This is a genomic window from Clostridium sp. LXY-7, from assembly GCF_056172015.1.
This window is the reverse complement of record NZ_JBLLJL010000002.1, coordinates 765,565-779,413: the sequence shown is the minus strand read 5'-3', so window position 1 is coordinate 779,413 and position 13,849 is coordinate 765,565. Positions and strand designations below refer to the sequence as shown.

Below are 13,849 nucleotides of genomic sequence, written 5' to 3'. Positions count from 1 at the left end.
ATGCGACAAATAAGGACAATATTTAAATTTTTTTTTAATTTTTTTAAATTACCTATGTTAAAATTATTGTTTATGGTTTATAATATAACTGGTTTAACTTTTAATGTATAATTTTATCCTAATTGGATAATTTAATAATAAGATAAAACATTAAAATTTACTAAAAAATAAACTTTAACAAAAAAAAGTATAAACACTAGGAGGAATATTATATGAAATCAACAGGTATAGTAAGAAGAGTAGATGAGTTAGGAAGAATTGTAATTCCAATAGAGTTAAGAAGAACCCTAGACATCGAAATAAAAGATGCACTAGAAATATATGTGGATAAAGATCAAATAATACTAAAGAAATATGAGCCAGCATGTATATTTTGCGGAAATGCAAGAGATGTTAAAAACTTTAAGGGCAAGAATATATGTGATGAGTGCTTAGGAAACTTAGCTAAAGAAGTAAACTCACAAGAATAATACATAGTTAAGTGTAAAATAACAGGATGATTTAAATTATCCTGTTATTTTATTTCTATTATATACATAATTATTCCCGAAATTTTTTATATATTTTTCTTTTATTCCTGAAAAATTTTTATCAAGATGAGTATAAAAATATTCCCTTCTCACTTAATGTTTTAAGGTTTCAAAGTGTTTACTGGAAAGTGAAACATTAGGCTCTATTTTTCGACATAAATTATCATCATTAGTGGTTATTGAAAAAGAAATATGAACAGGAGAATGATTAGTAACTGTTTTAATTTTGTCATAGCTTTAAATTATAATTTTATATTTGACCTTCAACTTGAAGTCCACTAAAATTATAATTAAATAAATGTGATGATGAAAGGAGTACCTCTATGATATTTTACTTTTCTGGTACTGGAAATTCACTAGCTATTACAAAGGTTATTTCTACAGAACAAAATGAAAAATTAATTTCAATATCTGCACTAATGAGTAAAGGAAATGATGAATATAAATTTGATCTTAAAGAAAATGAGATTATAGGATTTATATATCCTGTCTATGCCTGGGCTCCCCCTCAAATGGTGTTGGATTTTATATCTAAACTTACATTTTCAAACTATAATAAAAATTATACATTTTCTATAGCTACCTGTGGTGAAAATATAGGAAATACCATGAAGGTTTTAAGTAACTCATTAAATAAAAAAGGTATTATCTTAAATAGTGGCTTTTCTATAAAAATGCCTAACAACTATATAATTTTAGGAAATACAGATCCCAAAGAAATAGTAGATAAAAAACTTAGAGATGCTGAAGAATATTTGAAGAAAATTAATGGAATAATCAAAGAGAGAAAAACAGAAGTATATGAGCTAGAGAAAGGTATTATGCCTTCAGTGCTAACTAATATAATAAATCCAATGTTTAATAAACATGCTATGGATACAAAGAAATTCTATGTTACCCAAAAGTGTACATCCTGTAAGCTCTGTGAAAAAGTATGTAACTGTAAAAATATAACTGTATTAGATAAACCAAAGTGGAGTAAAAAGTGCTCACAATGTCTTGCTTGTCTTCACTATTGTCCAGTCCAAGCAATTCAATATGGGAAAAATAGTGAAAAAAAAGGACGCTATATAAATCCTAATGTGTCCCCTACAGAGATGATTATAAAATAAATATATATGCCCTTGTCACTGTTGTAGTCAAAGATGTAATCCACGTGCTGATCCAGCATAAAAGTATCTTAAATCTTTAATATGAAAGGAAAGCTATCTCAAAATTTTGAGATAGCTTTCCTCACTATTTTTAATATATAAGTTGTAATGAATACAATTCATATTATAAGTATGTTTAATAGATTGTTGAAATTGAGCTTCATATTATTACAATCTGTATATTTAAATTATATTTTTAGTATCTGAATTTGGCCTAAGGCTTTCTCCTTAGCATCATTACCAACTCTAGTCATTATATATATTTCATAAAAGTTACCGCATACATTAATATTATTTATATTTATATAATCCATTATTTTTTTATAATATTTGCTAGTATCATTATAAGCATCATCAAAATTTATAGTTATGTAATCCCCTTTTGGTAAAGTTATAATTTTTTCATCATTGGAAGGAATCGAAGCTTTAAGGTTAATCATCATGTTATTGTATACTAGCTCATTGTGATTTTTAAAAGCATCATAAGAGGTTTCAAAAGCTAATTCTTTATTTGAAATATTATATTTTTGTTCTATATCAACTAAAGTTTTGCTTAGTTTTATTTCAAATTCCTCTGTATACCTGTTAGTATTATCGTACTTAATAAAGTTTCTTTCCCCATTATATTTAATAAATACTTTATTAATCCCCTCTTCTAAGGAGGATTTTATACGACTCTCAAGAAAAGTAATATTACTTTTTATACTTTGTAATTCTTTTATTTTATTATCTATTAACTCCTTTTGATTACTTATTATATTTAAAATAGAATCAAAAGAGGTATAATTATCTATGATGAATTTTATTTCCTCTAAGGAAAGTCCCATGGCTTTACAGTGTTTTATTAGATCCAACATAACAAAATGCTTAACAGAATAGTATCTATATTTACTTTTCTCATTTACATATCCAGGCTTTAGTAGTCCAATTTTATCGTAATGCCTTAAGGTCTGAATTGATACATTATGCAATTTGGACATTTCCCCTATAGAAAATCTTGTACCCATTATATCACCTCCACTCTATTATATCCTTATAAAATCAAAAAAAGCTATGGATAACTAATTCATTAACCATAGCTTTTATATTACAACACTAGTACCTATTTACATTTCTATAACTGCTTTAGTAGAAGCTTTTATATTAGTCATTAGGTTAATAGTTATAAATGTTAGCGTTTCACATATAAGTGCACTTGCCCATATTCCATTAATTCCCAATATATTACCAAGTAAGAATAAGCATATTGGTAAGAAGATTACTGATCTACATAAACAAATTATATTTGAGTATTTAGGAGTCTCTAAAGCTTGATAATATACAAGGGTATTTAGATTTAATCCTACTGCAAAATAGCTTATACTTGCTATTTTAAGGGCACTGTATGATAAGTTTACTATCTGTGGATCTGATGTAAATATACTTATTATATGTGTTCCAAATAAAAAACTCACTACAACAAAAAATCCACTAATCATTATGGAAGATATAGATGTTATTTTAAAGAACTTTAACATTTTCTCTCCATTTTTTCTTCCATAATTATAACTTATAAGTGGCTGAACACCTAAGGTTATACCATAAAGCACCATGTATATATTGGTAGTTATGTAGTTTAGTATACTATAGGCAGAAATTCCAATCTCACCTACATACTTAACTAAGGCTATATTATGCATTAATACAATTAATGAATAGCTAGCTTGAGCAAAGAAAGATGGAAAACCTATAAGTGAAAATTCCTTAATAAGAGTTTTATTAAGCTTTACATTTCCAAAGGTTAAACATCCCCTTTTATTTAAGAAATGAGGCAATAACATGCATACTGTAACTATCTGTCCTAGTCCTGTAGCTATGGCTGCTCCTTTGATTCCTAATCCAAACTTAAATATAAACACATAGTCTAAAATTATATTAGTTATAGCACCTGCAATAGTAGAAATCATTGCAAGTTTTGGTTGACCATCATTTCTAACGAAACTGTTAAGAACTATACCTATTAAATTTGGGATACAAAATATAGCATAAAATCTTAAATAATCCACAGCTAGAGGTTTTAAGCTGTCAGTAGAACCTAGTAAGGTTACTATTTCATTGGTAAATATAATGCAAAGTATACTTATCACCAAACTAGTTATTAGAAGAAATTTAAATACTTGTCTAAATATATTTACTGCCATTTCATCATTCTTTGCTCCAATATTTTTAGACACTAAAGCCCCGCCACCGATAGCAAACATTGAAGCTAATCCAAACAATATAACTGTAAATGGTAGAACTATATTTACTGCTGCTAATGCTGAATCTCCAACACCTTGGCCTACAAATATTCCATCAACAACTGTATATAAAGACGAAATAAACATAGCAAGAGCTGAAGGAACGGCATATTTTAAAAACTGTTTTATCATATGTATATACCCACCTTTAGTTTTAAATTTTACCTTTCATATTATAAACTCTATTGTTACTATAGAGTCAAGCTTTTTTTATTAATTTATAAAGGCTATAGGTACTATAATAAGAATTTAGAAGTTTTTATAACACAAATTTTTTTCTCCCTAGGATAGTAACTACACCCACTGTAATTACACTTATAATAAGCATGGCTATAATTGGAATTATACATTCAACATTGGTGGTTTTATTTTCGATGTGATAAGTAAACTGAATGAGCCATTTTGTCACTGTCACATTGCTAAGAGCTTTTATGGCATTTGGCATTTTTTCTAAAGGTAACAGTGCTCCACCAAATAAAGATACTATCATAGCAACAGAGGAAGCCATTAAACTAGCTTGTAATTCACTATTACATAGACTAACCATCAATACTCCAAAACTTGATGCAGTTACTGCTACAGCTAATCCTATTATAAAAAATTGAAACAAACTAATTCCTATGTCTATAGATAAAGCTCTTAATACCAAAGTTGAAATAGATATTTGAAAAATTGTACTTATAAGATTATATAAATATATACCAAGTATATAGATGTATAATTTTTTTGAAGATAATCTATATCTAATTAATATTCCATCTTCTTTATCTTTTATAAAATTACAAGCCATCATGGTACAGGTTATCATTAAGGTTAATAAAATAAATCCAACTCCTCTTTGAGAAACTGTTAAATTTCCCCTCTCCATTTTTGATAATATTTCATCTAATCCATTAATATTACCAGTATAAAGAAAATTTATCACCACATCTTCTATAGTAGTTTTAAGGTGAGGATCTAAACAGCTAATAAGGAAGTTTCCATCATCATTAAACTGGATTATAGTTGCATACTTAGCTAAAATCATATCTGTATAAATACTAGATCCATTTGCATCTGTGACTTTTATTCCATTGAATTGTAATGCTTTGTTCTTAAAAGATTCACCTATATTTTTACTTTCTTTATCTATAATTCCAATGTTTATAGAAGGTTTCATTATATTATTAATACCCATAGCAAAGATTACTGATATTACTGGAACTAATACCATTAATAAAAGTTTCTTCTTATTTGTTAGACTTCTAGTAAATTCATTTCTAATGATCAATAAAATTATCATTATAGAAATACCTCCTTTTTGAATTTTTTTATAGAGCCAATGGTAAATATTATACTTAAAGCTAGAGTTATAATTATGGCATATAAATATATATCCATTCTATTATCATTTAGCATCATAAAAATTCCTTTATTTATCCAGGTTAAAGGTGAAATATAGCTTATTTTTTCCACGAATTTGCCTAAGGAGCCTACGGGGAAAAAACTTCCACCGAGCATAGCCATAACCAATATAGGAGTACTTATAAAGTTTTTTACTGTCAAGAAATTTCTCGTGCAAAGTCCTATAAAAGATCCAACAGCACAAGACATAAATCCTAATATAGTGAAAAGTAGTAGAAGTTCCAAGAACCTTCCTCTAAAGTCTACTTTAAAAACTATTTTGCAAATTACCATTAAGATAATATTATATATTGTCATTGATATTGTTGAAGGTAGTATTTTTGATAGAACTATAGCAGTTCTACTAATAGGAGCTATAATAAATCTTTCTCCACATTTAAAGTTGCTTTCTTCCCTTGCCACATACACAAGAGTAACTGCACCTAAAAATGTACAAAATGGAATAGAAACTAATGAATAATAGTAATAGGATGTTATCCCATTTACCCCTGAATAATAATTAGAAGCCATATAGCCAAGGATCCCTATTAAAAATAGAGGAAAAATAATGCCATATCCTATCAAGAATGAATCTTTTATTCTTTTCTTCATTCCTAAATTAAATAGTACGATAAAGCCATTCATTTGAAACACCTCACTAATCTCTTAATGCCTTTCCTGTTAAATGTAAAAATATTTCTTCTAGGCTTTTTAGCCCATACACCCTATATCTTTCTTTAATTTCTTCTTTACGCCCTTCTTCAATTATTTCTCCGGTATCCATTATGATAAGTCTAGAGCATATTGCCTCAACTTCCTCCATATAATGAGAAATATATATTACTGTAGTACCTTGTTCTTTTAGTAATTTTGTAACTTCTAGGATATTGTTCCTTGATTGAGGGTCTATACCTACGGTAGGCTCATCCATTATCAATAGTTTTGGGCAGTGTACTATGGAACAAGCGATATTAAGTCTTCTTTTCATTCCGCCTGAGAATGAGTTAGGATAATCATTTTTTCTATCAAGAAGTCCAACAGATTCTAATGCTGAATTGGTTTTTTTCTTTAGTTCAATTCCTTTTAAGCCATATAAGGATCCAAAAAACTTTACATTCTCATAAGCAGAAAGATCAGAAAATAATGCAATATCTTGTGGCACAAGGCCTAATGATTTTTTAAAATCATCTTCATTGCCTCTTATATCCTCCCCTTGAAAAAATACTTGCCCCTCATCCATATCTAAAAGTGTGGAAATCATATTTATAGTTGTGCTCTTACCAGCACCATTAGGACCTAAAAAACCAACTATATCACCTTCTTCAACATGAAAGCTTAGATCTTTTACAACCGCTCTATCTTTAAAGCTTTTTTTCAATGATTTAACTGTTAGAATATTTTTCATAATATTTCTCCTTTATAAAATATTTTATATACAACGTTGGATATAGTTTTTAAATAAAATACAGTAAAGCCTACTGCATTTTTATTTTATTTATTTTTTGACATTAAGTTAATTAACTGTTCCAAGGCATCCTTTGAGTTCTCAGGATTATTTAATATAACTTCTCTTAATTCATTTATTTTTTCGTTATCTAATTTTTCATCTTGAATTTTTACTTCATTTATATCATCAAAATCAAAGGTTTTAATCATCAACTCAAGCTTTTTAGCATCTTCGATATATGTATCATATTCATTTATGAGCGCTTCATGCCATTTTATAGCATATTCAATATTAGTTATGGTCATATCAAAGGAAATTTTATCTACTTCTGGACTAGAGTCATTAACCTTGATTTTCTTCCAATATATCCAATAATCTAAGGTTTCTTTAAGTTCTTTAATATGCCTCTTTATAATTGGAGTTGCACTTTCTTTACTTAATCTATTAAAGGTCATAGGTATAATAAATTTTTCAGTTCCTATAGGTATTAGCTGCTTTCCTAATTCATCTTCAATAGTTTGCTTAAGTTCTTCTCTCCCCTTATCTGTAATCTTATATATTCTTCTAACTCTAGAACCATGGGTTTCCTCTATAACCAACTCAACCTCTCCATTTTTTTCCATCTTACTTAAGGCATAGTAAATAGAGCCAGATTTAACTTTTGCCCAGATATCAAATCCTGTGGTTTGTATAAACTTTTGTATTTCATAGCCATGGGTAGATTTTATATTTAAATAATAAAGAATAATCAATTTAACCATATTGTCTCCTCACAAGTTTATTTAAAAGTTGTTCTTATTATTATGATATAACCGACCTTGGTTATTGTCAATAATAATACTCAACGTTGGCTATGTTTATTGTTGTTTTATAATTTCTGACTTACGATAGTTATTAATTTTAAATTTCATATTTTTCAAGCAAATTCTTTAATTTTTATAAAGATATATCTTCTATTTAAAATTATATCTAGTTTATTATCAACAATATATTAAAAAAAGTCTATTAAAAAAAGCTATGAGTTGCACCTAAGTGTAATTCATGGCTTAATTCTATAATCTTATATATTATTATATTTTTATAAGTAGATGCTAATTGGCCATTTTCAAGGAATTATATTTGTCTATTTCTTCGTCTGGTTGTGAGAAAATAGATGTTTTAGGATCTACACTAAATGGAACTCTACTATCCAATCCATTAGCTATAGCTTGTCCTAATTTATCAACACCAACTTCATTGTATAAGTTAGTATCAAACATACTTTCTAAAAAGAAACATTCTATTATCATTGCTTCACCGTTAGTATTATCTAACTCAAATAAATTTTTAGAATATTTTATACCTCTATTTTTAAATCCTAATTTCTCCAAATTACTTAATATGGCTTTACCTCTTTTAATTGCTTCTGTAGAGTTTTCATCATAAACCCATACTTCACTGCCAATACCACGCTCTTGTATTGTATTATAGGCTTTATTTAAATGAATTGAAAAAAACAAATCCACATTGCTACTATTTGCTTTGTTTACACCATACTTCAGATCATCCTGTTGGTTTGATGGATTATGATATGGTGTACAATCAACTATATTAGTAACAGGTTTTAGGTAATTAAGAGAACTCTCAAATATTTTTCTAGTCTCAGTAGCCTCATCTAGTATCGAACTTGATCCTACACAATTGAGATTATGGCCTGCACGACCTCCTATTATGTTAATTTTTTTATTATCATCAGGTATGATGGAACTTAATCTTGCAAATAGTTTATTTGCAAAATCAATTGTATCTTCATCATTACTAACTTTTAAAACTTTATTGATGGCTTTTTTTGCATTTTCTATGTCTACAGTCTTTCTAGTTGTTTCCGCGGTAGTTACAAGTTTAACTGCTTCTTTCTTTAATAATTCTTGATCTACATCAACTATAGCATTTACTCTTGCCATTAATCCATTGGCAAAATCAATTATATCTTGATTATTACTTGCTGCTAGAAGTTTATTAATCGCTTTTTTAGCATTTTCTATATCTACAGCTTTTTTAGTGGATTCTGCAGTAGTAACAAGTTTAACTGCCTCTTCCTTTAATAGTTCTTCCTCTATGTCAACTATAGCATTTACTCTTGCCATTAAGCTATTAGCAAAGTCAATTACCCCTTGATTATTTTTTGCAGTAAGAAGAATGTTAATGCCCTTTTTTGCACTTTCTATATCAGCAGATTTTTTAGTGTTTTCTGCGGTAGAAACTAATTTAGCTGTATCTTCTAGTATCATTTGTTGGTACTTATCTACTGCCGAAGACCAAGAAGCTGTATAGGGTTTATTTCCCTTATATGTATCAAAACTAATTACTAAATTCTTGGCCCTATTTATATCAGCTTGTGGCACGCTAGGTTTAGGCTCATTATTTTTAGTAAAAAGCAAACCCATAAATTCTTCAAATAATTTTTGTTGAACCACATCTGTTTGCTTTGAAAATTCTCCAATAGCCCAAGAAGCATTTGTTCCATTTAATGCCTCTATTGTTCCTCTAGCATGGTTAATTGATTGTTGAGTATTGCTATTTTGACAAGTATTTACTGCATTAAATGCATTAGCATAGAGAACATCGGAGTTTGTAGTAGCTCCAACACTTACAATTGTACTTGCTAAGAATGTTATACATAGTATCATAATAATTAGTATTCTTTTAAATTTTGTGTGTGTCATGAACTATCACCCTTCTAAATATACTTATTTACATATTAATATATTAACATTTAATACAACATTATACAACAAAGTATACATACCTATATGTGAATTTCTAACAAATGTTTATTTAATTTTGCTATATATCCTATTTATTTACAAAAATCATGATATAATTAGAGTAAACTACTAAAAAGTAATTTATGGAATGAAAATTTCTAAGGGTTTCACTATAACTTTGTGAATAAACTAAGAATATAAGATTTGAAAATATTAGGAGGAAAATAATTATGGAAAAATCTAAATATGCTTTTATGCTTATGGGACCTGGATATAATCCAGAGCTTCACAATTCACATTTCGAAACTGAAACTAGACATACATACATCGTAACCGTAAGAAACTTTGAAGAGGCATGCTCAACTGTACAAAAATTATTAGTAATGGGTGTTGGTGCATTAGAAGTTTGTGGTGCTTTTGATTGTAAACTAACACAAAAACTTATTGATATTACAGAGGGTAAAATGGCCATTGGGTATGTAACTCATTTCACTAGTGAAGATGAGAAATTTAAAAATTTTTTTGGTAAATAAATTTTCTTTTACTCCATATAACAAGAGCACCGACATTTAATTTATGCCAGTGCTCTATATTATTAAAGAAATTTAACTATTTAGTTAGGGGAAATTGACTGTTATAAAGCTTTGAATAAGGACCATTAGCTCTTAATAAGGCTTCATGGGTTCCCTGCTCTATAATATCCCCTTTCTCCATGACTAAAATCATATCTGCTTCTTTTATGGTAGAAAGTCTATGGGCTATTATGAAGCTTGTTCGTCCCTCCATAACTTTCTGGAATGCATTTTGTATACGAAGCTCTGTTCTTGTATCTATATTGCTAGTTGCTTCGTCTAAAATAAGCATAGGAGGATTAACAAGGATTACACGAGCTATGGTCAAAAGCTGCTTTTGTCCTTGAGACAGATTATCCCCTGCCCCACTTATTATAGTGTCATATCCATTAGGCAAACGTCTTATAAAGTTGTGTGCATCAGCTGCTTTTGCTGCCTCAATAATCTCTTCTTTTGTAGCATTAGGTTTACCATAGGCAATATTATTTTCTATGGTATCTGAAAATAAGAAGGTATCTTGAAGAACCATACCAAAATTTTGCCTTAGACTATCTCTGGTAATATCCTTAATATTTATACCATCAATTAATATGGACCCACTATCAACTTCATAAAATCTCATTAATAGATTTACAAGAGTTGTTTTTCCTGCACCAGTTTTCCCTACAATAGCAATTTTACTCCCAGGTTTTATATTAAAGCTTAAGTTAGTGATTAATTCTTTTTCAGGAGTATATGAGAATTTCACATTATTAAAGTGAATATTTCCTTTAATTACTTTAAGTTCCTTAATATTTTCTTCATCTGTAATTTCACTTTCCATATCAAGTATAGTAAAAATACGTTCTGCTGAGGCAACAGCTCCTTGTATTTGTGTAAAGACCCCTGTTATTTCATTAAAAGGTTTTGAAAATAAATTAGAGTATATAAGGAAGCTAGATATGTCACCGATAGTGATTTTACCCATAATGGCTATTACACTACCTATTATACCTATTATGGAATAAGTAATATTATTTACCAATCTAGTGGATGGATTTGCAAGAGAACCATAAAACTGAGATTTAACTCCTGCTCTGTATAATTCATCATTTATAGATTTAAACTTATCAAAAGAATAAGTTTCATAATTAAAGGCTTTTATTGTTTTTTGCCCTGTTACCATCTCTTCCACATATCCATTTAGTGAACCCAATTTATTAGCCTGCTCTCTAAATAGTTGCTGTGACCTAGTAGTTATAAAACGTGCCACTACAAAGGTGAATGGAGCTGACAATACTACAACCATTGCCATTATAGGATTGATCCATAGCATAAATCCTATGGAACCTATAATGGTAACTATGCCTGTAAGTAAGGCTGCTATACCTTGGAGCATACCATCTGCTATGGAATCTATATCATTTACAAATCTACTTATAATATCGCCATGGGAGGTTTTATCATAAAATTTTAATGGTAATGTGTTAATTTTAGTAAACAAATCATGGCGCATCATATTAACAGTTTTATAGGAGATACGATTTGTAAAATAGGTAAGTAGCCAAGTAAATAGTGAACTACATCCATAAACTATTGCCAATATAATTAAAATATTAAATATGGATTGAAAATTAACTTCGCCTGGTCCAATCATATTATCTATGGACTTCCCTATGAACATGGGACCAATTAAACTTGATATCACACCTATGATTGCACAGAGGATTGAGCCAAGTAAAAGTCCCCTATTCTTTCCTATATACTTAGTGATTCTTAACAATGTTTTCTTCTTCATTATTTACTTGCCTCCTCATTTGAAAGTTGAGATAAGCAGATTTCTTTATATACTTCACAGTTATTCATGAGTTCACTATGTGTGCCTATTCCAACTATATAGCCATCATCAAACACAATAATTTTATCTGATGTTTTTATTGTGCTAGCCCTTTGAGACACAATTATTATGGTGGTATCCTTTAAATTTTCTTTAAGGGCAGCTTTCAATGCTGCATCTGTTGCAAAATCCAGCGCACTAGAAGAATCATCAAGGATTAATATAGATGGTTTTTTAACCAATGCACGAGCTATAGTTAGACGTTGTTTTTGTCCTCCAGAAAAGTTTGCGCCTCCACGAGACACCAAAGTGTTATATCCATCTGGTAGAGTGCTTATAAATTCATGAGCTTGTGCAATTTTTGAGGCTTTCATAATTTCCTCTTCTGAAGCATTTTCATTACCGAATCGAAGATTTTCTATTATGGTACCAGTGAATAATTCAGATTTTTGAGGAACTATACCTATTTTATTTCTCAATTCTACTAGTGACTGCTCTTTAACATTAATATTATTGATGTTAATCTGACCTTTACTTACATCATAAAACCTTGGTATTAAATTAATAAAAGTAGATTTACCAGACCCAGTTCCTCCTATGATACCTATAGTATCTCCTCTATTTATAGTTACTGAAATATTCTCAAGAGCCATATCACCAGTAGAGCTATAGCTAAAGGACACATCTTTAAATTCAATAGCTGGAGTTTCTGTATTATTACTCAATGATGGTACTTTACAGCTATCTTTAATAGATGAAGTAGTCTCCAGTACTTCATTAATACGATTTGCTGAGGCAGATGCCTTTGTAAATATTATAATTAAGTTTGATACAACTATAAGAGCAAGTAAGATTTGAGTAATATAATTAACAAAGGCTATGATGGTACCTGAGGATAAGTTGCCTGAATTAATTTGATATCCACCCACCCATAATAGAACAATAATGGCAGAGTTCATAACCAGTGAAGTTAGAGGATTTAATAGGGCTGAAATCCTGCCAACACGGATGGCTGTCTGGGTTAAATCTTCATTAGCATTTTTAAATCGGCTCTTTTCCGTGGGTATTTTGGCAAAAGCTCTTATGACCCTTACACCAGAGAGATTTTCACGAATTATTAAGGAAATTCTATCTAGTTTTTGTTGATATAATCTATATATAGGAGAAGTTTTAGTTATAAAAAAGTATAGTATAATTGCAAAAAATGGAGTAGTGGCAATTAAAATTAAGGAAAGTTGAAAATCTAATATCATGGCCATAATAATAGCACCAATACATATAAATGGTGCACGTACTACAAGACGTATAAGCATTGCAACTGCAAGTTGAAGCTGATTTACATCATTAGTTATTCTATTTATTAAGGATGGTGTTCCTAGGTTATCTAGCTCTGTATAGGATAGTGAAGATATATGTTGAAATAGTGTATTACGAAGTGTTGTACCAAATCCTTGAGAGGCACGTGCCGCAAAATATTGACACACTAAGGAGCTTCCAAAACCTAAAATCGCCATAAATATCATTAGAGCACCCATTTTTAATACATAAGATGTATCCTTGGTAGCTACTCCATTATTTATAACCAGAGCCATGATTGTAGGTAAGAGCAGTTCTAGAATTGCTTCAAATAATTTAAATAATGGTCCAACAATACATTCCTTTTTATAAGGCTTTAAAAAGTGTATAAGTTTAAACAAGTTCATCATAACCTTTCTTAAAATACTTTAGATATCTTTAAAATGTCTGGAGATATAAAATATCAAGGTATTACTACTTATCATATCCATAAGATGCTCCATTAATTTAAAGATATCTTAAATTTATTGCATATACTTTAATTCTCAATTATCATTGTACCATAGGGTTTTCCATATTAATAATATCTGATTAGTATGGTTAATATATGTAAAGAGTATATGGAGGA

Annotated in this window: 12 protein-coding genes; 3 read left to right on the top strand and 9 right to left on the bottom strand. The window is 29.2% G+C overall.

Annotated elements, in window-relative coordinates; translation table 11 throughout:
* Positions 1-212 precede the first annotated feature (212 nt).
* Together ACI48Q_RS10860 and ACI48Q_RS10855 are read left to right on the top strand one after the other, a co-directional pair.
* Positions 213-470: an AbrB/MazE/SpoVT family DNA-binding domain-containing protein gene (locus tag ACI48Q_RS10860; protein WP_474919101.1), complete on the top strand. Its 258-nt coding sequence runs from the start codon at positions 213-215 to the stop codon at positions 468-470.
* 383 nt (positions 471-853) lie between these two features.
* Positions 854-1,642 carry an EFR1 family ferrodoxin gene (locus ACI48Q_RS10855; RefSeq protein ID WP_474919100.1) on the top strand — a complete coding sequence of 263 codons (789 nt, stop codon included), beginning with the start codon at positions 854-856 and terminating at the stop codon, positions 1,640-1,642.
* Between the two features lie 227 nt (positions 1,643-1,869).
* On the opposite strand, the gene ACI48Q_RS10850 is transcribed toward ACI48Q_RS10855, so the two are convergent.
* The 7 genes from ACI48Q_RS10850 to ACI48Q_RS10820 form a co-directional block, all read right to left on the bottom strand.
* Positions 1,870-2,688, bottom strand: a complete 819-nt coding sequence (locus ACI48Q_RS10850) for a MerR family transcriptional regulator (RefSeq protein WP_474919099.1) — start codon at positions 2,686-2,688, stop codon at positions 1,870-1,872.
* Between the two features lie 99 nt (positions 2,689-2,787).
* Positions 2,788-4,092 carry an MATE family efflux transporter gene (locus ACI48Q_RS10845; RefSeq protein WP_474919098.1) on the bottom strand — a complete coding sequence of 435 codons (1,305 nt, stop codon included), beginning with the start codon at positions 4,090-4,092 and terminating at the stop codon, positions 2,788-2,790.
* A gap of 127 nt (positions 4,093-4,219) precedes the next feature.
* Positions 4,220-5,242 (bottom strand): ABC transporter permease, encoded by a 1,023-nt coding sequence (locus tag ACI48Q_RS10840; RefSeq protein ID WP_474919097.1) that lies wholly within the window; start codon positions 5,240-5,242, stop codon positions 4,220-4,222.
* On the bottom strand, positions 5,242-5,988 hold the full coding sequence (locus ACI48Q_RS10835) for an ABC transporter permease (RefSeq protein WP_474919096.1): 747 nt from the start codon (positions 5,986-5,988) through the stop codon (positions 5,242-5,244). Before ACI48Q_RS10835 ends, ACI48Q_RS10840 begins: the two co-directional genes overlap by 1 nt.
* Before the next feature lie 13 nt (positions 5,989-6,001).
* Positions 6,002-6,748: an ABC transporter ATP-binding protein gene (locus tag ACI48Q_RS10830; RefSeq protein WP_474919095.1), complete on the bottom strand. Its 747-nt coding sequence runs from the start codon at positions 6,746-6,748 to the stop codon at positions 6,002-6,004.
* An 86-nt stretch (positions 6,749-6,834) separates the two neighbouring features.
* A complete protein-coding gene (locus ACI48Q_RS10825; RefSeq protein ID WP_474919094.1) occupies positions 6,835-7,551 on the bottom strand; it encodes a PadR family transcriptional regulator in 717 nt (238 codons plus the stop codon).
* A 330-nt stretch (positions 7,552-7,881) separates the two neighbouring features.
* The gene (locus ACI48Q_RS10820) at positions 7,882-9,495 is read right to left on the bottom strand and encodes an N-acetylmuramoyl-L-alanine amidase (RefSeq protein WP_474919093.1); all 1,614 of its coding nucleotides are present in this window, start codon (positions 9,493-9,495) and stop codon (positions 7,882-7,884) included.
* Between the two features lie 272 nt (positions 9,496-9,767).
* On the opposite strand from ACI48Q_RS10820, the gene ACI48Q_RS10815 reads away from it, so the two are divergent.
* The gene (locus tag ACI48Q_RS10815) at positions 9,768-10,070 is read left to right on the top strand and encodes a DUF6506 family protein (protein WP_474919092.1); all 303 of its coding nucleotides are present in this window, start codon (positions 9,768-9,770) and stop codon (positions 10,068-10,070) included.
* A 76-nt stretch (positions 10,071-10,146) separates the two neighbouring features.
* Here the strand turns inward: ACI48Q_RS10815 and ACI48Q_RS10810 are convergent, their stop codons facing one another.
* Entirely contained in the window at positions 10,147-11,886 is a 1,740-nt protein-coding gene (locus ACI48Q_RS10810) for an ABC transporter ATP-binding protein (protein WP_474919091.1), read from the bottom strand.
* A complete protein-coding gene (locus tag ACI48Q_RS10805; RefSeq protein WP_474919090.1) occupies positions 11,886-13,628 on the bottom strand; it encodes an ABC transporter ATP-binding protein in 1,743 nt (580 codons plus the stop codon). The genes ACI48Q_RS10810 and ACI48Q_RS10805 overlap by 1 nt, the downstream gene beginning before the upstream one ends.
* Positions 13,629-13,849 lie beyond the last annotated feature (221 nt).

What these genes read in the sequence shown, in the direction of transcription:
- ACI48Q_RS10860 (WP_474919101.1), top strand. Translation starts at nt 213, where the DNA reads ATGAAATCAACAGGTATAGTAAGAAGAGTAGATGAGTTAGGAAGAATT.
- ACI48Q_RS10855 (WP_474919100.1), top strand. Translation starts at nt 854, where the DNA reads ATGATATTTTACTTTTCTGGTACTGGAAATTCACTAGCTATTACAAAG.
- ACI48Q_RS10850 (WP_474919099.1), bottom strand. Translation starts at nt 2,688, where the DNA reads ATGGGTACAAGATTTTCTATAGGGGAAATGTCCAAATTGCATAATGTA.
- ACI48Q_RS10845 (WP_474919098.1), bottom strand. Translation starts at nt 4,092, where the DNA reads ATGATAAAACAGTTTTTAAAATATGCCGTTCCTTCAGCTCTTGCTATG.
- ACI48Q_RS10840 (WP_474919097.1), bottom strand. Translation starts at nt 5,242, where the DNA reads ATGATAATTTTATTGATCATTAGAAATGAATTTACTAGAAGTCTAACA.
- ACI48Q_RS10835 (WP_474919096.1), bottom strand. Translation starts at nt 5,988, where the DNA reads ATGAATGGCTTTATCGTACTATTTAATTTAGGAATGAAGAAAAGAATA.
- ACI48Q_RS10830 (WP_474919095.1), bottom strand. Translation starts at nt 6,748, where the DNA reads ATGAAAAATATTCTAACAGTTAAATCATTGAAAAAAAGCTTTAAAGAT.
- ACI48Q_RS10825 (WP_474919094.1), bottom strand. Translation starts at nt 7,551, where the DNA reads ATGGTTAAATTGATTATTCTTTATTATTTAAATATAAAATCTACCCAT.
- ACI48Q_RS10820 (WP_474919093.1), bottom strand. Translation starts at nt 9,495, where the DNA reads ATGACACACACAAAATTTAAAAGAATACTAATTATTATGATACTATGT.
- ACI48Q_RS10815 (WP_474919092.1), top strand. Translation starts at nt 9,768, where the DNA reads ATGGAAAAATCTAAATATGCTTTTATGCTTATGGGACCTGGATATAAT.
- ACI48Q_RS10810 (WP_474919091.1), bottom strand. Translation starts at nt 11,886, where the DNA reads ATGAAGAAGAAAACATTGTTAAGAATCACTAAGTATATAGGAAAGAAT.
- ACI48Q_RS10805 (WP_474919090.1), bottom strand. Translation starts at nt 13,628, where the DNA reads ATGAACTTGTTTAAACTTATACACTTTTTAAAGCCTTATAAAAAGGAA.